At 59.0% G+C, this 23009-nt stretch carries 18 protein-coding genes; 7 read left to right on the top strand and 11 right to left on the bottom strand.

Translation table 11 applies throughout. From position 1 onward, the window contains the following. The first annotated feature begins 6 nt into the window (after positions 1 to 6). The 5 genes from QF010_RS23325 (at position 7) to cobA (ending at position 8337) form a co-directional block, all read left to right on the top strand. Positions 7 to 1677 carry a bifunctional protein-serine/threonine kinase/phosphatase gene (locus QF010_RS23325; RefSeq protein ID WP_429534036.1) on the top strand — a complete coding sequence of 557 codons (1671 nt, stop codon included), beginning with the start codon at positions 7 to 9 and terminating at the stop codon, positions 1675 to 1677. A gap of 402 nt (positions 1678 to 2079) precedes the next feature. Beyond that, a complete protein-coding gene (gene nirB / locus QF010_RS23320; RefSeq protein ID WP_033055686.1) occupies positions 2080 to 4533 on the top strand; it encodes a nitrite reductase large subunit NirB in 2454 nt (817 codons plus the stop codon). Next, positions 4530 to 4847 carry a nitrite reductase small subunit NirD gene (nirD, locus tag QF010_RS23315; protein ID WP_008146292.1) on the top strand — a complete coding sequence of 106 codons (318 nt, stop codon included), beginning with the start codon at positions 4530 to 4532 and terminating at the stop codon, positions 4845 to 4847. The genes nirB and nirD overlap by 4 nt, the downstream gene beginning before the upstream one ends. After that, positions 4847 to 7561: a nitrate reductase gene (locus QF010_RS23310; protein ID WP_429534035.1), complete on the top strand. Its 2715-nt coding sequence runs from the start codon at positions 4847 to 4849 to the stop codon at positions 7559 to 7561. The genes nirD and QF010_RS23310 overlap by 1 nt, the downstream gene beginning before the upstream one ends. 11 nt (positions 7562 to 7572) lie before the next feature. Continuing rightward, positions 7573 to 8337 (top strand): uroporphyrinogen-III C-methyltransferase, encoded by a 765-nt coding sequence (gene cobA / locus QF010_RS23305; protein WP_429534034.1) that lies wholly within the window; start codon positions 7573 to 7575, stop codon positions 8335 to 8337. An 85-nt stretch (positions 8338 to 8422) separates the two neighbouring features. On the opposite strand, the gene QF010_RS23300 is transcribed toward cobA, so the two are convergent. The 8 genes from QF010_RS23300 to ppsA form a co-directional block, all read right to left on the bottom strand. Continuing rightward, positions 8423 to 9457, bottom strand: coding sequence for an OmpA family protein (locus QF010_RS23300; RefSeq protein WP_429512525.1), 1035 nt, complete (start codon positions 9455 to 9457; stop codon positions 8423 to 8425). A 107-nt stretch (positions 9458 to 9564) separates the two neighbouring features. Further along, on the bottom strand, positions 9565 to 10155 hold the full coding sequence (gene sigX, locus QF010_RS23295; protein WP_008146300.1) for an RNA polymerase sigma factor SigX: 591 nt from the start codon (positions 10153 to 10155) through the stop codon (positions 9565 to 9567). A gap of 88 nt (positions 10156 to 10243) precedes the next feature. Continuing rightward, on the bottom strand, positions 10244 to 11068 hold the full coding sequence (locus QF010_RS23290; RefSeq protein WP_008027407.1) for a mechanosensitive ion channel family protein: 825 nt from the start codon (positions 11066 to 11068) through the stop codon (positions 10244 to 10246). A 2-nt stretch (positions 11069 to 11070) separates the two neighbouring features. Continuing rightward, the gene (locus QF010_RS23285; protein ID WP_027922557.1) at positions 11071 to 11319 is read right to left on the bottom strand and encodes a hypothetical protein; all 249 of its coding nucleotides are present in this window, start codon (positions 11317 to 11319) and stop codon (positions 11071 to 11073) included. 63 nt (positions 11320 to 11382) lie between these two features. Further along, on the bottom strand, positions 11383 to 12378 hold the full coding sequence (locus QF010_RS23280) for a zinc transporter ZntB (RefSeq protein WP_033055690.1): 996 nt from the start codon (positions 12376 to 12378) through the stop codon (positions 11383 to 11385). Positions 12379 to 12416: 38 nt separating this feature from the next. Next, entirely contained in the window at positions 12417 to 12908 is a 492-nt protein-coding gene (rraA, locus tag QF010_RS23275) for a ribonuclease E activity regulator RraA (protein ID WP_046053152.1), read from the bottom strand. A gap of 137 nt (positions 12909 to 13045) precedes the next feature. Next, positions 13046 to 14035, bottom strand: a complete 990-nt coding sequence (locus QF010_RS23270) for an alpha/beta fold hydrolase (protein WP_429534033.1) — start codon at positions 14033 to 14035, stop codon at positions 13046 to 13048. A 100-nt stretch (positions 14036 to 14135) separates the two neighbouring features. Further along, the gene (ppsA, locus tag QF010_RS23265; protein ID WP_429512520.1) at positions 14136 to 16511 is read right to left on the bottom strand and encodes a phosphoenolpyruvate synthase; all 2376 of its coding nucleotides are present in this window, start codon (positions 16509 to 16511) and stop codon (positions 14136 to 14138) included. Between the two features lie 174 nt (positions 16512 to 16685). Between ppsA and ppsR the strand changes: the two genes are divergently transcribed. Continuing rightward, complete coding sequence (gene ppsR, locus QF010_RS23260; RefSeq protein ID WP_033055694.1) at positions 16686 to 17504, top strand: posphoenolpyruvate synthetase regulatory kinase/phosphorylase PpsR; 819 nt, start codon at positions 16686 to 16688, stop codon at positions 17502 to 17504. A gap of 121 nt (positions 17505 to 17625) precedes the next feature. Here the strand turns inward: ppsR and QF010_RS23255 are convergent, their stop codons facing one another. Beyond that, entirely contained in the window at positions 17626 to 19035 is a 1410-nt protein-coding gene (locus QF010_RS23255) for an aminotransferase-like domain-containing protein (protein ID WP_429534032.1), read from the bottom strand. A gap of 137 nt (positions 19036 to 19172) precedes the next feature. On the opposite strand from QF010_RS23255, the gene QF010_RS23250 reads away from it, so the two are divergent. Then, positions 19173 to 20075, top strand: a complete 903-nt coding sequence (locus tag QF010_RS23250; RefSeq protein ID WP_429534065.1) for a DMT family transporter — start codon at positions 19173 to 19175, stop codon at positions 20073 to 20075. Positions 20076 to 20082: 7 nt separating this feature from the next. Here the strand turns inward: QF010_RS23250 and prpD are convergent, their stop codons facing one another. Together prpD and prpF are read right to left on the bottom strand one after the other, a co-directional pair. Continuing rightward, positions 20083 to 21567, bottom strand: coding sequence for a 2-methylcitrate dehydratase (gene prpD / locus QF010_RS23245; RefSeq protein ID WP_033055696.1), 1485 nt, complete (start codon positions 21565 to 21567; stop codon positions 20083 to 20085). A 201-nt stretch (positions 21568 to 21768) separates the two neighbouring features. Then, positions 21769 to 22959, bottom strand: coding sequence for a 2-methylaconitate cis-trans isomerase PrpF (prpF, locus tag QF010_RS23240; protein ID WP_429534031.1), 1191 nt, complete (start codon positions 22957 to 22959; stop codon positions 21769 to 21771). Positions 22960 to 23009: the final 50 nt, after the last annotated feature.

Genomic DNA, 23009 nt, shown 5'->3' with positions numbered 1-23009 from the left:
GCCTCAATGAGCCTGCAACTGAGCTTTGCCGAAGCGAGCGCCATCGGCCCTCGCGAGGAGAATCAGGACGCCCTGCGTCTGGTGACTCCGGCCCCGGCGCTGGCGGCGAGCAAGGGTTACCTGTTCGCCATCGCCGATGGCGTCAGCCAGTGCGCCGACGGTGGTCTCGCCGCCCGCTCGACGTTGCAGGCCCTGGCGCTGGATTACTACGCCACGCCGGAAACCTGGGGCGTCGCGCAGGCATTGGATCGCCTGCTGCTGGCACAAAATCGCTGGTTGCAAGCCAATGGCGGTGGGCAACCATTGCTCACCACTGTCAGTGCTTTGGTCATGCGCGGCAGGCGTTTTACCTTGGCCCATGTCGGCGATTGCCGGGTTTATCGCTGGCACGCCGACACGTTGCAGCGGGTCAGCGAGGATCACGTCTGGGACCAGCCGGGCATGCAGCATGTGCTCAAGCGCGCGTTGGGGCTCGATCAGCATTTGGTGCTGGATTTTCTCGATGGCGAACTGCGGCTGAACGAAAGTTTCGTATTGCTCAGCGATGGCATTTGGGCTGTGCTGGGCGACACCGCGATTGCGGCCATTCTGCGCGATCAACCGGATCTCAACAGCGCTGCACAGACCTTGGTCAACGCGGCGCATCTGGCCGGTAGCCAGGACAACGCCAGCGCCTTGCTGGTGCGAGTCGATGCCCTCGGTGAAACGAGCATCGGCGATGCCTTGATTCATTTACAGCAATGGCCACTGCCGCCTGCTTTGAAACCCGGCCAGACGTTCGAAGGTTGGCAGGTCGAAGGGATACTTGGTCAGAGCCAGCAGTCATTGCTCTATCGGGTACGCGATGGGCAACAACAACCCTGGCTGCTGAAAACCTTGCCGGGCGCGCTGCGTGACGATCACTTGGCCGGGCAGGCGTTGCTGTCGGAAGAATGGTTTCTCAAGCGCGTGGCCGGACGGCATTTCCCTGAAGTCCATGCCGCCAGTCAGCGTCAGCATTTGTATTACGTGATGCGGGAATATTCCGGATCTACGTTGGCGGAGCTGCACGCCGATGTCGGACCGCTGCCTCTGCCCCAATGGCTGGATCTGGCCGAACGCCTGCTGCGCGCTGTTGGCATATTGCATCGACGGCAGATTCTCCATCGAGACATCAAACCGGAGAACCTGCTGCTGGGGGACGACGGCGAATTACGCCTGCTGGACTTCGGTCTCGCCTACTGCCCAGGCCTGTCCGAAGATCAGCCTTCTGCCTTGCCCGGAACGCCCAGCTATATCGCGCCGGAAGCCTTTCGTGGGGAAGCACCGACACCGCAACAGGATTTGTATGCCGTCGGCGTGACCTTGTATTTCCTGCTCACCGGGCATTATCCCTACGGCGAAATCGAAGCCTTCCAGCGCCCACGGTTCGGGGTTTCTGTCAGCGCCAGTCGCTATCGACCCGACCTGCCGGAATGGATTGCGCAAAGTCTGGAGCGCGCCGTGGCGGCGGATCCGGCTCAGCGCTTTGAAACGGCGGAAGAATGGTTGCTGCTGCTGGAACAGGGCGAGCGGCGCAGTTTGAGCGTGCGACCCAGACCGTTGCTGGAGCGCGAACCGTTGAAGGTCTGGCGAACCTTGGCGCTGGTGTCGTTGCTGGTGAACCTGGTGCTGCTGTTTTTACTGTTTCATGGCTGAGTTTTTCACTGTTCCCAAAAGATCAAAAGATCGCAGCCTGCGGCAGCCCTTACGGGTGCCCACGATCTCCTGTAGGCGCTGCCGTAGGCTGCGATCTTTTGATTTTTCTGCTTCAAAACCGGGCATCGCGCATTGAACCGGTGCACGGAAATACCCTCCGCCCACGACAAGAGCCCATAAATTCGGCATTTGTGCGACTTGGCACAACCACTGCATTACCTTTCTCAACAGACATAAAGCCCAGCCTTCAACGACGAAGGATGCGCTTCCCGAGAGAACGGGACCAGGACAAAGGCGTCCTCGCTAGGCAACTAGCGGGACGCCTTTTTTTGTTTGCGCAAATTTTGTCGAGCAAGACCTGAAAGCCCTGATGAGGCGGGTCCGAGCTCCCCGGAGAACCTGATGAAAAAATTAAAACTGGTGATGATCGGCAACGGCATGGCCGGGGTTCGCACCCTGGAAGAACTGCTCAAGCTGAGCAACGAGCTGTACGACATCACGGTCTTCGGCGCCGAACCCCATACCAACTACAACCGCATCCTGCTCTCGCCCGTGCTGGCCGGCGAACAAACCTTCGAAGAGATCGTGCTGAACGATCTGGACTGGTACCTGGAAAACAACATCAAGCTGCTGCTCAACCGCAAAGTGGTGGAGATCGACCGGGTCAAGCGCCGCGTGATCGCCGAAGACGGCAGCGAGGCCGAATACGATCGCCTGCTGATCGCCACCGGCTCGACTCCGTTCATCCTGCCGATCCCCGGCAACACCTTGGACGGCGTGATCGGCTACCGCGACATCGCCGACACCCAGGCAATGATCGACACCGCGAAAACCCACAAGCACGCCGTTGTGATCGGTGGCGGCCTGCTCGGCCTCGAAGCCGCCAACGGCCTGATGCTGCGCGGCATGCACGTCACCGTAGTGCACATCGGTGAATGGCTGCTGGAACGGCAACTGGATAAAACCAGCGGCCAGTTGCTGCAAACTGCCCTCGAAGCGCGCGGCCTGCACTTTCGTCTTTGCGAGCAAACCCAGGCCCTGCACGACGCCGGCAATGGCCGGGTCGGCTCGGTTGAATTCAAGAATGGCGACATTATCCCCGCCGATCTGGTGGTGATGGCCGCCGGCATTCGCCCCAACACCGAACTCGCGGAAAAATCCGGCATTCCCTGCAACCGCGGGATTCTGGTCAACGACACCCTGCAAACCTACGACCCACGCATCTACGCCATCGGCGAATGCGCCAGCCACCGCGGCATCGCTTACGGCCTGGTGGCGCCGCTGTTCGAACAGGCCAAGGTCTGCGCCAACCACCTCGCCCAACTGGGCTTCGCCACCTACAAGGGCTCGGTGACGTCGACCAAATTGAAAGTGACGGGCATCGACCTGTTCTCCGCCGGCGACTTCATGGGCGGCGAAGGCACCGAAACCATCACCCTCTCTGACCCTATCGGCGGGGTCTACAAAAAACTGGTGATCAAGGATGACGTGCTGGTCGGGGCCTGTCTGTACGGCGATACGGCAGACGGTGGCTGGTATTTCCGGCAGATCCGTGAGAACCACGCCATCGACGAGATCCGCGATCACCTGATGTTCGGCGAAAACGCCCTGGGCGACGTAGGACACCAGGGCCAGGACAAAGCCATGAGCATGGCCGACACCGCCGAAGTCTGCGGTTGCAACGGCGTGTGCAAAGGCACCATCGTCAAGGCGATTCAGGAGCACGGGTTGTTCAGCGTCGACGACGTCAAGAAACACACCAAGGCTGCCAGCTCCTGCGGCTCCTGCGCTGGACTGGTGGAACAGATCCTGATCAACACCGTGGGCGGCGCAGCAGACGTCAAACCGAAAAGCGAAAAAGCCATTTGCGGTTGCAGCGACTTGAATCACGGGCAAATCCGCCAGGCCATCCGCGAGCAGCATCTGCTGACCATCGCCGGCACCATGAGTTATTTGAACTGGCGCACGCCGAATGGCTGCGCCACATGCCGCCCGGCGCTCAACTACTACCTGATTTCCACCTGGCCGGGCGAAGCCAAGGACGACCCGCAATCGCGCCTGATCAACGAACGCGCCCACGCCAACATTCAGAAAGACGGCACTTACTCTGTAGTCCCACGGATGTGGGGCGGTGTGACCAATCCTTCGGAGCTGCGGCGCATTGCCGACGTGGCCGACAAATACAACGTGCCGATGGTCAAGGTTACCGGCGGCCAGCGTATCGATTTGCTGGGGATCAAGAAGCAGGACCTGCCGGGCGTCTGGAAGGATCTCGACATGCCGTCCGGCCACGCCTACGGCAAATCCATCCGCACCGTGAAGACTTGCGTCGGCAGCGAGTTCTGCCGTTTCGGCACCCAGAATTCCACGCAACTGGGCATCGAGCTTGAGCACGACCTGTTCAACATGTGGTCGCCACACAAAGTGAAACTGGCCGTCTCCGGTTGCCCACGCAACTGTTCAGAAGCGGGCATCAAGGACGTCGGAATTATCGGCGTGGATTCGGGCTGGGAGATGTACATCGGTGGCAACGGAGGGATCAAGACCGAAGTCGCGGAATTCTTCGTCAAGCTCAAGACCGCCGAGGAAGTGCGTGAATACAACGGCGCGTTCCTGCAGCTCTATCGCGAAGAAGCTTTCTACCTCGAACGCACCGTGCACTACCTGCAACGGGTCGGCATGGAACACATCAAGAAAGCCGTGCTGGAAGACCCGGAGCGGCGCAAGGCGCTCAACGATCGCTTGCAGTTCTCGTTGTCGTTCGAACAGGACCCGTGGAAGGAACGCCTGGAACAACCGCTGCTGAAGAAAGAATTCGACGTCATCGCAGTGAAGAACCTGGAGGTGTCGGCATGAACTGGCTGGATATCTGCGCACTGGAAGAAATCAATGCCCTGGGCTCGCGGATCATCGCCGGCCCGAAAGGCGACATCGCGATTTTTCGTACCAGCGACGATGAGGTTTTCGCACTCGACGACCGCTGCCCGCACAAGGGCGGGCCACTGTCCCAAGGTTTGATCTACGGCAAACGGGTCGCCTGCCCGCTGCATAACTGGCAGATCGACCTTGAGACCGGTGAAGCCCAGGCCCCGGACATCGGTTGCGCTCACCACCATTCAGCACGGGTCGAGAATGGCCGGGTGTTGTTGGCCCTGCGGGAAGCAAGCTGATGAACCAGATCACCGCTTCCACCTGCTGCTACTGCGGGGTCGGCTGCGGCGTGCTGATCGAGCATGACGGCGAGCGCATTCTCGGCGTCAGCGGCGATCCGGCCCACCCGGCCAACTTCGGCAAACTGTGCAGTAAAGGCTCTACCTTGCACCTGACCGGCGACCTCGCAGCCCGGGCCTTGTATCCCGAACTGCGCCTGGGCAAAGGCCTGGCCCGCGGCCGCACCGACTGGGATACCGCCCTCGATCATGCCGCCAGCGTTTTTGCCGAGACCATTGCCGAACACGGCCCGGACAGCGTGGCGTTCTACATTTCCGGGCAATTGCTGACCGAGGATTACTACGCCTTCAACAAACTGGCGCGAGCGTTGGTGGGCACCAACAACATCGACAGCAATTCGCGCCTGTGCATGTCTTCGGCAGTGGTCGGATACAAGCGCAGCCTGGGCGCCGACGCACCGCCGTGCAGCTACGAAGACCTGGAATTGAGCGACTGCGTGATGATCGTCGGCAGCAACATGGCCTACGCCCACCCGATACTTTTCCGTCGCCTGGAGGAAGCGAAATCCCGCCGGCCGCAAATGAAAGTCATCGTCATTGACCCGCGTCGTACCGACACCTGCGATCTGGCTGACCTGCACCTGGCGATTCTGCCAGGCACCGATGTCGCCTTGTTCCATGGGATTTTGCACCTGCTGCTGTGGGAAGACTGGGTCGACCGCGACTTCATCAAGGCCCACACCGAAGGTTTGGTCGAACTGAAAAATCTGGTGCGCGATTACACGCCGCAGATGGTTTCGCAGCTCTGCGGGATCAGCGTCGAGCAATTGCAGCAATGCGCCGAATGGGTTGGCACGTCACCGAGCTTCCTGTCGCTGTGGTGCATGGGCTTGAACCAGTCCACCGCCGGCAGCGCGAAAAACAGCGCACTGATCAACCTGCACCTGGCCACCGGGCAAATCGGCCGCCCCGGTGCAGGACCTTTCTCCCTGACCGGTCAGCCAAATGCTATGGGTGGCCGCGAAACCGGCAGCTTGTCGAACCTGCTGCCAGGCCATCGCGAGGCTGCCAATGCCGAACATCGCGCGGAAGTGGCGGCGTATTGGGGCGTGGATCAACTGCCCGCAAACACCGGGCTCACCGCTATCGAGTTGTTTGAGCAGGTGCGCAGCGGCAAGATCAAGGCACTGTGGATCGCCTGCACCAACCCTGCGCAATCAATGCCGGATCAAACCGCCGTGCGCGCGGCACTGCAAGCCTGCCCGTTCGTGGTGTTGCAGGAGGCCTTCCGCACCACCGAAACCGCCGCGTTTGCCGACCTGTTGCTGCCCGCCGCCAGTTGGGGCGAAAAGGACGGCACGGTGACCAACTCTGAACGTCGCATTTCCCACGTTCGCCGAGCCATCGTCGCACCCGGAGAAACACGCCCTGACTGGGCGATCACCGTGGATTTCGCACAGCGCCTGGAAAAATATCTGCGTCCCGGGCAAACCAGCCTGTTCGCCTTTGAAAACCCGGCGCAGGTCTTCGACGAGTACAAGCAATTGACCCGCGGGCGTGATCTGGACTTGTCCGGCATCAGTCATGCCCTGATCGACCACCTCGGCCCGCAGCAATGGCCCTTCCCCACTGGCGCCAGCGCAGGCACGCCCCGGCTGTACCTGGACGGAATTTTCCCGACGACCAGTGGACGTGCGCAATTCGTGGCCGACCCGTACCGCGCCGCCAAGGAACAACGCGACGCGCGCTTCCCGCTGACCCTGATCACCGGCCGCCTGCGTGACCAATGGCACGGCATGAGCCGCACCGGCACCGCCGCGCAATTGTTCGGCCACGTCAGCGAAGCCGTGTTGAGTTTGCACCCGGATGAACTGCGCCGGCATCGGCTGCAATCGGGCGACCTGGTCAGCCTGAAAAGTCGCCGTGGCGCAGTGATTGTCGCCGTCGGCGGCGACGACAGCGTACGACCCGGTCAGGCCTTTCTGCCCATGCATTGGGGTGACCGTTTCCTCAAGGGTGGCGTAAATGCGCTCACCCAACCGGCGTTCGACCCTTTGTCGAAACAACCCGAACTCAAGCACAGCGGCGTGCGTCTGGAACCTGTAAATCTCCCATGGCAGCTGTTCGCCCTGATCGAGGGCGATGTTCAACAGCATTTTGAGACGCTACGACCGCTCTGTGAGGCGTTTTCCTACGTCAGCCTCAGTTTGGCTGGTCGCGAACGCCCCGCGCTGCTGATACGCGCTGCCAGCGGCGTCGCGCCCGATCCACAATTGCTGCGTGATATCGATCAATGCCTGGGACTCAACGATGGCCCGGTTTTGGCCTACGACGACCCAAGGCGCTCCATCGGTAAAAGGGTTCGGATCGAAAATGGCCGGATCACTGCCATACGCCTGGCCGGTGAAACCCTTGCCCAACACTGGCTGCAAAGCCTGTGGCTGGAAGGTCGCGCCGACGAACAACTGCGGCGCTGGCTGCTGGCTCCGCTGAGCGCCCCACCGGGCAACGCCAATACGACGACCGCTGGCAACAAAACCCTGTGCAACTGCAAAAACGTCAGCCAAAGCGCGGTCTGCGCCGGCATTAGCCGCGGTCTGGACCTGCAAGGTTTGAAACAAGAATTGGGCTGCGGCACGCAATGCGGCTCCTGCGTCCCGGAAATCAAGCGTTTACTGGCCGCCACTGCGCAGCCGGTCGCCGTCACCTCGTGAGGAAAAACACTATGAGCGCAAAAGTCTGGCTGGTGGGTGCGGGTCCTGGCGATCCGGAATTGTTGACCCTCAAGGCCGTGCGGGCGTTGAGCGAAGCGGATGTGGTGCTGATCGATGACCTGGTCAACGATGCGGTGCTGGAACATTGCCCGCAGGCGCGGATCATTCCCGTGGGCAAGCGCGGCGGCTGTCGCTCCACACCTCAGGCATTCATTCATCGCCTGATGCTTCGTTATGCCCGCCACGGAAAATGCGTGGTGCGGCTCAAAGGTGGCGACCCGTGCATTTTTGGCCGGGGCGGCGAAGAGGCGCAGTGGCTGCGTGAACATGGGGTCGAAGTGGAACTGGTCAACGGCATCACCGCCGGGCTTGCCGGTGCAACGCAATGCGATATTCCGTTGACCCTGCGGGGCGTTGCGCGCGGCGTGACGCTGGTCACCGCCCACACTCAGGATGGCAGCAGCCTGAACTGGCAAGCCCTGGCCCAGGGTGGCACGACGCTGGTGGTATATATGGGTGTCGCAAAACTGAGCGAGATTCGTGAGCAGTTGCTCGCCGGAGGAATGGCGGCGGATACACCGGTGGCAATGATTGAAAACGCTTCCCTGCCACATCAGCGGGAATGTCGGAGCGATCTGACAGCAATGGAAGAAGATGCCTACGCCTTTGAGTTGAAAAGCCCAGCAATCCTGGTCATCGGCGCGGTCGCGGCCTGTGCAGAGGTACCCCTGTCGGTATCTGATTTTCCCGCGAATGCAGTCAACCAGTCAGCCTGACTCTCCCCCGCTTCAACCCTGCCTCATCAAATCGCAGACAAAGAAAAGCCCGGCCTAAGCCGGGCTTTTCAGAGCTGCGCGCTAATTACTTAGCGTTAGCTTCAACCTGCGCTTCTACGCGACGGTTTACAGCGCGACCAGCTTCAGTTTTGTTGTCAGCAACTGGGCGGGATTCGCCGTAGCCAACAGACTGAACGCGGGACGATTCAACACCGTACTGGTTGGTCAGAACTTGCTTAACGGCGTTTGCACGACGCTCGGACAGTTTCTGGTTGTAAGCGTCAGGACCGACGGAGTCAGTGTGACCTTCAACAGTAGTGCTGGTGGATGGGTACTGCTTCATGAAGTCAGCGAGGTTTTTGATGTCGCCGTAGCTGTTAGGCTTGACTACCGACTTGTCGAAGTCGAATTTCACGTCCAGCTCAACACGAACAACTTCAGCAACTGCTGGGCAGCCATCAGCGTCAACAGTTACGTTGGCTGGGGTGTCCGGGCACTTGTCAACGTTGTCGCAAACGCCATCGTTGTCGCTGTCGGAGCAGACTTCAGCTGGAGCTGGAGCAGGAGCTGCAGCAGGCTTGGAGCCGCCACCGAAGTTCACACCGATACCGACGCTTGGAGCCCACTCGGTGTCGCCCTGGTCGATGTTGTATTGAGCTTCAACGCCAGCACGGGCGTAGAAGTTCTCGGTGAAGTACAGCTTGGCACCGCCGCCAACGTTGGCGAAAGTGGAACGGTTACGACCGCCACCGCCGTTCTGGCCAATGCTCTGGTCCGAGAAACCGGCAGAAACGTATGGACGGAGCATGTCGCCTGGGTTGTTGAAGTGGTACAGAGCATCCAGAGCGGTGTTAGCGCCCTTGATGTTACGACCGTCGTCGGAACGCACGTTGTGCACTTCGTCGTAGCCCAGACGCAGTTCAACGTCGTCGGTCAGGAAGTAACCAACCGAACCACCGAAGAGGTTGCCGTTGTTCTTGAAGTTACGAGCGCTGTCGAATTGTTCTTTCTTTGCGAAGCCTTCGATTTCAACTGCGCCTTGGCCTTGTGCCAGAGCGCCGAAAGAAGTGGCGGCAATCAAAGAACCAATGGCCAAGCCCAAGGTGTTTTTCAGTTTCATCCGTTAAATCCCCATCTGGTGATTGTGAAGCAGTCCCGCAAACCGGGGGACAACTCGGCGGCAAGTCTATCAGAACTTGCCTACACGTAAGAGATATTTGCGCCGAACTAAGTTTCAGCAATGCCTGCAAATTTCTCACGCAATTTATCTAGAGCACGTTTGTAACGCATTTTTGTTGCACTCAAACCCATGTGCATGATATCCGCGATCTCTTGAAATTCCAGCTCTGCGACAAATCGTAGCACCAGAATTTCACGGTCAATCGGGTTCACATACACTAACCAGCGATCAAGTCCACCCTTATCCTCAGGTTTCGGCGCCTTCTCTTCAGACGCTTCCTCGAGGGGGTCCAGACTCAAAGCATCCATCAAGCGACGCTTTCGCCGTTCTTTCCGATACTGCGTGATGCACTCGTTGTACGTGATGCTGTAGAGCCATGTCTTGAACTTCGATTTGCCCTCGAAGTTCTTCAGGCCATACAACACCTTCAACATCACTTCCTGACAGACATCGTCTGCGTCACGATCGTTCCCAAGATACCGGGCACAGACGTTAAATAATGTTCGCTGGTAACGCCGCATCAGTTCTTCATAGGCGCGCGTTACGTGAAACAGCTCGGTATGCGAGCGCGCGACCAACTCCTCATCAGAGAGCTCGCGGGGGTCGTAGCGCGTGGACAGCGATTGAGCTTTATTCAAAACAAGTCGGGCCGACAGTCAGGTCAATGTCCGCCGCAACCCTTTTCAGGGCATTTTGCGGCGGCATACATTAGCAGGGTTTGCCGGGTTAGCGGCTACTCACATGCTGTTCCAGGAGGATCCGATTGGAGAGAGAGACTAGCTCACCCTCATCCGTCAGCAATGTGGTTTTAACCGTGCCGATCTCTTCGATCTGACCTTCGACCTCGCCAACACGCACTTGTTGCCCAACCTGATACAACTCACGCACATAGATTCCCGCAAGAATCTGACCGGCAATTTCCCGGCTTCCCAACCCCATGGCCAGCGCAACCGCCAGACCAACGGTAATCAATACGATCACAATCACGTGGTTGAGCAGGTCAGTCTTGACCTCCAACTGGCTGATTGCGACCGAAATACTGATGATAATCACCAGGCCCTGGGCAATTCTCCCCAGGCCCGCAGCGTAGTCAAGCCCTACGCCCTCTGCCGCACCCCGCACCAGCCCATTGGCCAATTGTGCGAGCAAAACACCCACCAGCAGCACCAGCGCGGCGCCGAATACTTTCGGCAAATACAGCGCAAGCATGTCAAGCGTAGCCGAAACTCGCTCAAGTCCAAGGGATTCTGCGGCAGAAACCAGAAAAATCAGCAGAACGAACCAATAGACAATCTTGCCGATCAAGGTAGAGATCGGCACTTGAAGGCCGGCCCGGGACAGCAATTTTGTCAGACCGGTGCCGCCCATCAGGCGATCAAGCCCCAGCTTGGCGAGCAACTTAGACAGCAATGTGTCCAAAAGTTTCGCAACGACGAAACCCAACAGCAGCACAACCAGTGCGCCGAACAGGTTCGGGATGAAATTTGCAACCTTGGTCCATAACGCAGTCATTGCAGTGACGAGGCTCTGAGTCCAGAGATCAAGTTCCATATTCAATCAGCCTTATCAGCAGTGCGAACGGTAGGTTTACGGTGGCGGGAAACCGGAGCGACATGGGCCGATCCGTTATTCAAGGCAATCATCAGCGCGGGCAGCCAGCGGCCCAGCAGGCTGAACAGGTCACCAGCGCCGACCTGGCGGTTGGCGGTTTTCAGTACACGCCCAAGGCACGCATCGTCGTCCCGGGTGGACGGTGATGCATTGAGCATGTCACGCAAAGACTGTTCAAACGGATCGTGCATACGCACCTCTCGTGATGTCTGTGAAAGACGCGGCCAAATTTGCTCGGGTCACATGGCTCACCCTCAGACCCAGCGCAAACGTCGGAATAACCACCACTGACCCAGCGCCACCGAGACCATCATCAGACACGCAATCAGGAAGCCATAGGGGCTTGCAGAGAACGGAATCCCACCGACATTGATACCTAAAAGACCCGTCAGAAAACTCATCGGCAAAAAGATCCCGGTGATGATTCCGAAGCGGTACATCGTGCGGTTCATCCGCACGCTCAAACGTCTATCTTCAGCCTCAAGGACCAACCCCACCCGCTCCCGGGTCAATTCCAGCTCTTCGAGATACCGGGTCAGGCTGTTGTTCAATTCGTTCCAGTAATCACCGTCGTCTTCGACGAACCAAGGCAGTTTTATCCGTGTCAGCTGCCCGAATATTTCCCGCTGCGGCGCAAGAAAACGTTTCAGTGCGGCAGCCCTGCGACGGATCTGCAAAACGGCTCCATGCTCGGGTGTATACCGTTCGTCGGCATCCAGCTTTTCTTCTTCCTCATCGACCACTTCCGAGAGGCAACTGACCAGATCCTGCACCTTGTTGGTGAGGTATTGCGCCATATAAAGGATGAGTTCTGACGCCGTTTTCGGTCCTTTGCCTTCGGCGAGCTGCACCAGCAAATCATCGGTGGCGCGCAACGGACGCAAACGCAGAGAAATAACCCGCTGGGCTGACCCAAAAATCCGCACCGAGACCATGTCTTCCGGCTCGGCGCCCGGGTTCAGGTTGACCCCACGCAAAAATAGCAGCAGTTCGCTGTCCGAAAGCTGTAAAAGACGCGGACGGGTGTTTTCTTCAAGCAACAGATCACAGCTGAATTCGCTCAGACCGCTGGATTTTCGCAACCAGGTCTGGGTTTGCGGGTGACTGCGATCCCAGTGCAGCCACAGGCTTTCATGAGCCTGCAGCTGCAAGTCATCGAGTTCAGTCCGGGCTATCGAACGCGCACCGCCTTTACCGTCCAGCACCAGGGCATGTACCAGCCCCCACTGCGCGTTTTCTTCCTCGAACATCCTCATCCCTATTCTTGAAACAAAGTGTCAGTAGTGCTTTATTCAGGCATCGCAAGCGGACTTGGCGAAATGATCACGCCATTGTTGTCCGCATAGATGTAGTGACCTGGATGGAAGGTCACGCCAGCAAAGGTTACGGCTACGTTGAGATCGCCGATGCCGCGCTTGTCGGTTTTCATCGGGTGGCTGGCCAGCGCCTGAACACCCAGATCGGTTTGCGCAATGACGTCGACGTCACGGATGCAACCGTAGATCACCAGCCCTTCCCAACCGTTTTTCGCGGCTTTCTCGGCGATCATATCGCCCAGCAGCGCACGACGCAGGGAACCGCCACCGTCGACCACCAATACCTTGCCATTACCCTTGAGCTCGGCTTGTTCCTTGACCAGCGAGTTGTCTTCGAAGCATTTGATGGTCACGATTTCGCCGCCGAAAGAATCACGGCCGCCGAAATTGCTGAACATCGGTTCCAGCACCTGCACCAGCTCCGGGTAGGCGTCGCACAGGTCAGGCGTGAGGTAATGGTTCATCGAGAAACTCCTGTAAAGAGGAAGACAGCACGAACATCACTGATAGCTCAGTAACCGAAAGTGACCAGAACAGCTCAATGCGTCATATCTTAGCCGCAAGCCGAACAGAGCGAAATGCCCTTGTTAGAGCATCAGGCTCAGACCGCCGCAGCCAGATCCGGTTTATCACCCAGCAATGGCGTCTGCGGATCTGCCAACCAGCGCACCACCAGCGGCCAGACTTCAGTCTGAGCGGCTTTGCTGACGAGCATCTCCACATGACCGAAATTATCGCCAAAGCCCTGATCGCGACCCAGGTTGATAAATTGCTTATGCTCGGAACCCACCTGATCGAACAGCTTGCGACAAGCCCAGGTCGGGTCCTGATGGTCACTTGCGGCACTCACGGCCAATACCGGTAACTGAACGTCGGCCAATCCGGCCCACCAATCCTTGTCGGCATCGCCGAAGCGCCCGAACAGGCCATACCAGCGCATGCTTTCCAGGGCCAGGCCAATGGGCTCGTCCTCCGGGCCGCGCTTTAGCCGTGAACCGGACAGCTGGGCAAAACGTTTGAGAATGAAGCGTCCGCTCCACTCCACCGGCGGAATTTTCAACGGCCAGTAGGTGCGGCTGACTTGCGTACCGAAAAACGCCGCGGAAGCCACCACCGGCTCACCGATGTACTCGCCGCCCAATGCCGCCGCCAGGGTAATCCCGCCCAGCGAGTGACCGATCCAGTGTGGGATCTGGCCGCTCTGCTCGCGCACGAACGCGCCAATGGCCGGCAGATCGTAACGGGCGTAGTCGCTAACGCGGTTCTTGCGGTAGTTCTGGTTACGCTGGGACAGGCCGTGGCCACGCATTTCGGGAATCCATACATCGAATCCCAGACGCGTCAGGTAGGCGCCCAGCCCAAGCCCCTTCGGGGAAAACCAGAACCGGCGATTGGAAAAGCTGCCGTGAAGCAAAATAACCGGAACGCCACGCACGTCTGAGCCATCCGCCATGCCCAGTCGCGTCACAGCCAGTTCGACGGTGCCGTCAGGGCTGTTGCCAGGTTTCAGACGATAGACGTCTTCGCTCAGATCGCCGCGCCGCTCGGCGCTGATCAGGGCGACAGGAAATAGGTTGCTGCTGCTTTGCATAATGCTCTTGCACAAAAAAGGGCGGCTTCCAGAGGAGCCCGCCCTACTTGAATCTTAAAACCCCGGCCCACCGCAGCAGGCCGAGGCTTCACTCACGCCATCAAGCAGAAGCTTGACCTTCAGCCAGGAAGAACCAGGTTTCCAGTACGGAATCGGGGTTCAACGAAACGCTTTCGATGCCCTGCTCCATCAGCCATTTGGCCAGATCAGGGTGGTCCGAAGGACCCTGACCGCAAATGCCGATGTACTTGCCAGCCTTGTTGCAGGCCTGAATCGCATTGGCCAGCAACTTCTTGACCGCCGGATTACGCTCGTCGAACAGGTGCGCGATGATCCCGGAGTCACGGTCCAGGCCCAGGGTCAGCTGGGTCAGGTCGTTGGAGCCAATGGAGAAACCGTCGAAGAACTCGAGGAATTCTTCCGCCAGGATCGCGTTGGACGGCAGCTCGCACATCATGATGATGCGCAGACCATTCTCGCCGCGGGCCAGGCCATTTTCGGCCAACAGATCGATCACCTGGCTCGCTTCGCCCAATGTACGGACGAACGGCACCATGATTTCAACGTTGGTCAGGCCCATCTCGTTGCGCACGCGCTTGATAGCACGGCATTCGAGTTCGAAGCAGTCACGGAACGCTTCGCTGATGTAACGCGAGGCGCCACGGAAGCCCAGCATCGGGTTTTCTTCTTCCGGCTCGTAGAGCTTGCCGCCGATCAGGTTGGCGTATTCGTTGGACTTGAAGTCCGACAGACGCACGATGACCTTTTTCGGGGTGAACGCAGCAGCCAGGGTGCTGATGCCTTCAACCAGCTTCTCGACGTAGAAGCCAACCGGATCGTCGTAACCGGCGATGCGCTTGTCGACGCTGTCCTTGATGTCCTGCGGCAGACCGTCGTAGTTCAACAGCGCTTTCGGGTGAACACCGATCATGCGGTTGATGATGAACTCCAGACGGGCCAGGCCCACACCGGCGTTTGGCAGCTGTGCGAAATCGAAGGCGCGGTCCGGGTTGCCGACGTTCATCATGATCTTGAACGGCAGATCAGGCATGGCGTCCACGGAGTTTTTCTTGATGTCGAAGCCCAGTTCGCCTTCGAAGATGTAACCGGTGTCGCCTTCAGCGCAGGACACGGTTACGCCCTGGCCGTCTTTCAACAGCTGGGTGGCGTTGCCGCAACCGACCACGGCCGGGATGCCCAGCTCGCGAGCGATGATCGCCGCGTGGCAGGTACGGCCGCCACGGTTGGTGACAATGGCGCTGGCGCGCTTCATGACCGGCTCCCAGTCCGGGTCGGTCATGTCGGAGACCAGAACGTCGCCTGGCTGGACCTTGTCCATCTCGGACACGTCCTTGATGATGCGGACCTTGCCGGCGCCGATGCGCTGACCGATGGCGCGACCTTCAACCAGCACGGTGCCGGTTTCTTTCAACAGGTAGCGTTCCATGACGTTGGCCGAAGTACGGCTCTTCACGGTTTCAGGACGGGCCTGAACGATGTAGAGCTTGCCGTCGTCGCCGTCTTTGGCCCATTCGATGTCCATCGGGCACTTGTAGTGCTTCTCGATGATCATCGCTTGCTTGGCCAGCTCGCTGACTTCGGCGTCGCTCAGGCAGAAACGTGCGCGATCAGCCTTGTCGACGTCGATGGTCTTGACCGATTTACCGGCCGTGGCGACTTCGCCGTAGATCATCTTGATGGCTTTGCTGCCCAGGTTGCGACGCAGGATGGCCGGACGACCGGCTGCCAGCGTGCCTTTGTGGACGTAGAACTCATCCGGGTTCACCGCGCCTTGTACGACGGTTTCACCCAGGCCGTAGGCGCCGGTGATGAACACCACGTCACGGAAGCCCGATTCGGTATCGAGGGTGAACATCACGCCGGCGGTGCCGGTTTCGGAGCGGACCATGCGCTGCACGCCAGCCGACAGGGCAACCAGCTTGTGGTCGAAGCCCTGGTGGACGCGGTAGGAAATCGCACGGTCGTTAAACAGCGAAGCGAACACCTCTTTGGCGGCGCGAATAACGTTTTCGACACCACGGATGTTCAGGAAGGTTTCCTGCTGACCGGCGAAGGAAGCGTCCGGCAGGTCTTCGGCGGTAGCGGAAGAGCGCACGGCCACAGCCATGTCAGGGTTGCCGGCCGACAGCGTGGCGAACGCGGTACGGATTTCGGCGTTGAGCTTCTCAGGGAATTCGGCTTCCATGATCCATTGACGGATCTGGGCGCCGGTCTTGGCCAGGGCATTGACATCGTCGACGTCCAGGGCGTCGAGGGCGGCATGGATCTGATCGTTCAGGCCGCTCAGCTCGAGAAAATCACGATAAGCCTGAGCTGTCGTGGCGAAGCCACCGGGCACCGATACACCGGCACCTGCAAGGTTACTGATCATCTCGCCCAGGGATGCGTTCTTGCCCCCTACGTGCTCTACATCATGGACGCCGAGCTTATCGAGGGAAACTACGTACTCTACCAAGGTGATCTCTCCACTAACTGTGTTGGAAAAGCTCAGAAGCCGGCTGCTCATTAGAGCGTTTGCCAGCTGTATGGCCTGGACCTGGAAAATAAGTGAGAATGCGGGCCACTGGCGGCCGGCAAATCGCGCCTATCATATCCAAGATTCGTCACTAGCTTAAGGCCCAAGGTGCAAATGAAACGATCTGCTTTCTTTATCTCCGATGGCACCGGCATTACCGCCGAAACCCTCGGCCAAAGCCTCCTGGCGCAGTTCGAAAACATTACCTTCAGCAAATTCACGCGGCCGTACATCGACAACGTGGATAAAGCGCGGGCCATGGTACAACAAATCAACAAAGCCGCCGAAACCGACGGCTTTCGGCCGATCATCTTCGACACCATTGTCAATCAGGACATCCGTGAGATCCTCGCAACGTCCAATGGTTTCATGATCGACATTTTCTCGACCTTCCTGGCGCCTCTCGAACAGGAGCTGACCGAGCATTCTTCCTACACCGTCGGCAAGTCCCACTCGATTGGCAGCAACTCCAATTACATGGAGCGGATCGAGGCGGTGAACTTCGCCCTCGACAACGACGACGGTGCGCGCACGCATTATTACGACAAGGCGGACCTGATCCTAGTGGGCGTGTCGCGTTGTGGTAAGACGCCGACGTGCCTGTACATGGCCATGCAATTTGGCATCCGCGCGGCCAACTATCCGCTGACCGAAGACGACATGGAGCGCCTGCAACTGCCAGCCACCCTGCGTGCCCACCAGCACAAACTGTTCGGCCTGACCATTGACCCGGACCGCCTCACCGCGATCCGCAACGAGCGCAAGCCCAACAGCCGCTATTCGAGCTACGCCCAGTGCGAATTCGAAGTGCGTGAGGTGGAGAATCTGTTCCGCCGCGAGAACATCCCGCACATCAATTCCACGCATTTTTCGGTGGAAGAGATTTCGGCGAAGATTCTGGTGGAGAAAGGCGTGGAGCGGCGTTTCAAATAGTGCTCTAGCGCCTGATCGGCCGCCATCGCGGGCAAGCCCGCTCCCACAGGGATCTGTGTTGAATGCAAAATTCGAAAACTACAGAGAAAACTGTGGGAGCGGGCTTGCCCGCGATGAACGATTACACGGTGTTTGTTAATGCCCGCGCTAATGCGTCAAACCCTCTCAACAGCAACCGATCATCCCCCGCCGAATTACACACACTCGCCCTGATGAACTGCGGCACCGCCCCGTGCCCGACCGCAAACGCCTCAGCGGTGGCGATCAGATAATTATTCGCCTTGAGCTCCTCAGCAATCTGCGAAGCCCGCCACGGCTCGGGCACTTCGACCCAGAAGTGCGGGCTATGGGAATGAGTTTTGTAGGCCAACCCCTCCAGCACACCACTCACCAACGCCTTGCGCCGACCGATCTCCGCAATCTGCTGGCCCAGCAACTGCTCGGCAATACCGTTTTCTATCCACAGACTCGCCACTTCCAGCGACAACGGGCTGGCCATCCAGCACGTCCCGCGCACGGCGGCGCTCAAGCGTCCGATCAACGGTTGCGGCGCATGCAGGTAACCGACTCGCAAACCCGCCGAAACCGCCTTGCTCAGGCTGCCGATCAGCACCGAACGCTCCGGGGCGAAATGGCTCAAGGGTAACGGTCGCTGTTGAGCCAATACCGCGTGGGCTTCGTCTTCAAAAATCAACAGATTGTGCTGTCGACAGACCTCTGCAATCGCCTCGCGCCGTACGACGGACATCACTGCAGCCGTAGGATTCTGGATCGTCGGCGTGCAATACAGCGCCGACACACGATGGTTGCGGCAAACCTCATCCAGCGCATCGGGCATCAGTCCTTCATCATCCATCCCGACACCGATCAGTTTTATCCCGAGCTGGCGTGCGACGCTGATCAACCCCGGGTAGGTCAGATGCTCCGTCACCAACGTATCGCCCGCCTTGAGCAACCCCATCAAGGCACACAACAGACCGTGCTGGCCGCCGTTCACGCAAACAATCTGCTCGGCGTTCGGGACAAACGCTTTATGCCTGAGCCAGTGCGCGCCCGCCGCGCGATAACGCGGTAAACCGACATCAACGGTGTAGCTGCTGAGGTGTTGCAACGCCTCAGGATCGAGGGACAACGCTTGCAGGCTTTGACTTAAAAAAAACGCTTCCTGCCCCGGAATCGGTTGATTGCGGCTCATGTCAAAAAACGCCCGAGGTTCATCGCTGACATTGCGAAAGCCACCGTCTCGCGGTCGTTCCATCCCGCGCTGACGCACATACGTGCCGTCTCCTACGCGAGCGACCACCAATCCCACACGTTCGAGCTCACCGTAAGCGCGGCTGATGGTACCGATGGTCACGCCGAGGCTATCCGCCAGTAACCGATGAGGCGGCAATTTGCAGCCGGGCTCGATCAGCGCTTCAGCGATGCCTTTTTCGATCGCGTCGGCGAGGCGTTTGTATTTCACCCCCAGACCGTTCGCCAGGCCGTCGCGCATGATTGACACCATGGCAATACTTGTTTTGACAGTCATTCCAGCCCCGAATAGCGTGCTTTAAACAGGTCCAATCAGGGATAGACCCTTTGCAGATGAAGGTCAATTCCGACGATAAAAGGAGTTCGTTCATGTCCATCGCCATCAGCGCACCTTCACGTACTGCCAAACCCTGGCTGGCCGCCCTGGTTACCAGCGCGCTGTTCCTGATCGTGTGCCTGAGTTGGGGCACCACGTGGCTCGGGATCAAGATTGCCGTTGAAAGCGTGCCGCCGCTGACCGCCGCCGGCCTGCGGTTCCTCATCGCCTTCCCGCTCTTTCTTGGCTTCGCCCTGATCCGTCGTGAACCGCTGCTGTTTCCCAGAGAAAGTCGCTGGTTCTTTGTCTTCGTCACGTTGACGTATTTCAGCCTGCCGTACTACTTGCTCAACTACGGCGAGATGCACGTTTCGTCCGGATTGACGGCGCTGCTGTTCAGCTGCATGCCGGTGTTCATCCTGCTGTTTTCCGCGCTGTTTCTGCGGGAGAAAATCTACCCCTCGCAAGTGCTGGGCATCGCCATCGGTTTCGGCAGCCTGTTCATGATTATCCGCAGCCAAGGGTTGCATCTGGACCCTGCCGAATTGTTCGGGGTGTTGGCGATCCTCTGCACCGCGGTGATGCATGCGCTGTGTTACGTGGTGACGAAAAAACACGGTACGGCGATCAGCGTGATTACCTACAACACGCTGCCGATTGGCATTGCCGGGCTGATGCTGTTTGTCGCCGGATTGAATGTCGAAGCACCGGTGTTCGATGCCATCACCGCGCGCTCATGGAGCGCCCTGCTCTATCTGGGGCTGGTGGCGTCGGTGGGCGGGTTTACCGTTTACTTCCTGCTGCTCAAGCGACTGAGCCCGATCATTCTGTCGTTTGTGTTCATCATTTTTCCGGTGTTCGCGTTGATTATCGGCGCCTGGTACGAGGGGCAAACCTTGTCCCGGGAACTGATGATGTACTCGGCGATTTTGCTGACGGGGTTTGCGATCACCAAATTGCCTGTGGAAAAGTGGCTCATCGGCAAAAAAGCAAACCCCTAGGCGACGGTCAGATCACAAACAAATCCACAAACCGGTTCACCGGTGTCGCCTCAAGCGCAGCCTGATCCTTGCACAACGCAAAGATCTCAGCGCTGCGCTGGGCGTTGAAGCGGGTCGCCAGGTTGGCCTTGAACTTGTCTTCCAGCAATGGAATGCCGTCGGTGCGACGACGGCGATGGCCGATCGGGTATTCCACCAACACGTTCTCGGTGCTGGAGCCGTCCTTGAAGAACACCTGTATCGCATTGGCGATGGAGCGCTTATCAGCCTCCAGGTATTCGCGGGTATAGCGTGGGTCTTCGACGATGACCATTTTTTCGCGCAGCACGTCGATGATCGGATGCGCCGCGTGGAAGTCGTCCTCGTACTGCTCGGCCACCAGATTGCCGAACGCCAGCGGCACGGCGGTCATGTACTGGATGCAATGGTCACGGTCCGCAGCGTTGGCCAGCGGGCCGACCTTGGAGATGATGCGGATCGCCGATTCGTGGGTGGTGATGACGATTTTGTCGATTTCATGCAGGCGATTTCTGACTTGCGGGTGCAGAGTCACCGCCGCTTCACAGGCCGTTTGCGCGTGGAACTCGGCCGGGAAGCTGATTTTGAACAGCACGTTTTCCATCACGTAGCTGCCGTACGGGCGGGAGAAGCTGAAAGCGCGTTTGTCTTCGGGCTTGAGCGCCAGGTCGTTGTTGGTGTGGCTGAACAGCACGTCGTAGAAGCCCCATTGTTTGGCGGTCAGTACGCCGGGGATGCCCATTTCGCCGCGCATCGCGATGTCCGCCAGACGCACGCCACGGCTGGACGCATCGCCTGCGGCCCAGGATTTACGCGATCCGGCATTCGGCGCATGACGGTAAGTGCGCAGCGCCTGACCGTCGGCGAAGGCGTGAGACAACGCCGACAGCAACTGCTCGCGATTGGCGCCCATCAGCTTGGCGGTGACGGCCGTCGAGGCGACTTTCACCAGAATGACGTGATCCAGGCCTACGCGATTGAAGGAGTTTTCCAGCGCGATCACACCCTGAATCTCATGGGCCATGATCATGGCTTCAAGTACCACGCGAACGGTCAGCGGCGCATCGCCATTGGCCAGGCGCTTTTGCGACAGATGATCGGCCACCGCGAGAATGCCGCCAAGGTTATCGGACGGATGGCCCCACTCGGCCGCGAGCCAGGTGTCGTTGTAGTCAAGCCAGCGGACGATGCAACCGATGTCCCACGCCGCCTTGACCGGGTCGAGCCGATAACTGGTGCCGGGGACGCGGGCGCCGAACGGGACGACGGTGCCTTCCACCATGGGGCCGAGGTGTTTGGTGCATTCGGGGAAGCGCAGGGCCAGCAGGCCACAGCCCAACGTGTCCATCAGACAGTTGCGGGCGGTGTCGAGGGCTTCGGCGGATTGGATCTTGAAGTTGAGGACGTAGTCGGCAATGTCCTGCAGGACCGTGTCGTAGTCGGGGCGGTTGTTCTGGTCGACGTTGGTGCTCATGTTCGATTCACTCTTGAAGTGGTTCGTTGATGGGACCTCGGTTCAGATAAATCTCAGTCGGTGACAACATTTTCTTATTGTTGAAATGCGATCCACTGTAGGAGCGAGCCTGCTCGCGATGAGGCCATAACATTCAACATCTTTGTTGCCAGTCATGCCGCCATCGCGAGCAGGCTCGCTCCTACAGGGTTTTGTGTTTCTTCAGAAAGAATCGCCGGGAATACGGACAAACCCTTCCATCAACACCCGCGCACTGCGGCTCATGATGGCTTTGTTCACAGTCCACTCACCGTTGACCTGGCTGGCTTCAGCTCCCACGCGCAAGGTGCCGGACGGATGCCCAAAGCGCACGGCATTGCGTTCGATACCGCCCGCTGCGAGATTCACCAACGTGCCGGAAATCGCCGCTGCCGTACCGATCGCCACCGCCGCCGTGCCCATCATCGCGTGGTGCAATTTGCCCATCGACAATGCGCGTACCAACAGATCGACATCGCCCGCCGCAATCGCTTTGCCACTCGAAGCAACGTAATCCGCAGGCTTGGCCACAAAGGCAACCTTAGGCGTGTGCTGACGCTTGGCCGCTTCGTCCAGATCCTTGATCAGGCCCATGCGCAATGCGCCGTAAGCCCGAATGGTTTCAAACATCAGCAGCGCTTTCGGATCACTGTTGATCGCGCCTTGCAGCTCGGTGCCGGTGTAACCGATGTCTTCGGCATTGACGAAAATCGTCGGAATACCGGCATTGATCATGGTCGCCTTGAGGGTTCCGACGCCGGGTACTTCGAGGTCATCCACCAGGTTGCCGGTAGGGAACATCGAACCACCGCCGCCCTCTTCTTCTGCCGCCGGGTCCATGAATTCGACCTGCACTTCAGCGGCCGGAAAGGTCACGCCGTCGAGTTCGAAATCGCCGGTTTCCTGCACTTCACCATTGGTGATCGGCACGTGGGCGATGATGGTCTTGCCGATGTTGGCCTGCCACACGCGAACCACGGCAACGCCGTTGTGCGGGATGCGACTGGCGTCCACCAGACCGTTGCTGATGGCGAACGAACCGACCGCCGCCGACAGGTTGCCGCAGTTGCCGCTCCAGTCGACGAAAGGCTTGTCGATGGACACCTGACCGAACAGGTAATCGACGTCGTGATCGGCCTTGACGCTTTTCGACAGGATCACGGTTTTGCTGGTGCTGGAAGTCGCGCCGCCCATGCCGTCGATTTGCTTGTCGTACGGGTCGGGGCTGCCGATCACGCGCAGCAACAAGGCATCGCGCGCCGGGCCTGGAACCTGTGCCGCTTCGGGCAGGTCTTTCAGGCTGAAGAACACGCCTTTGCTGGTGCCGCCGCGCATGTAGGTGGCGGGGATTCTAATTTGAGGTGCGTGAGCCATGATGTTCCTTTTAGGATCGAGCGGGACCGCATGGCCCCGCCCGAACTCAT

This window comes from Pseudomonas silensiensis, from assembly GCF_050434865.1.
Lineage (GTDB): Bacteria > Pseudomonadota > Gammaproteobacteria > Pseudomonadales > Pseudomonadaceae > Aquipseudomonas > Aquipseudomonas fluorescens_W.
This window is presented reverse-complemented; position numbering and strand designations above follow the sequence as displayed.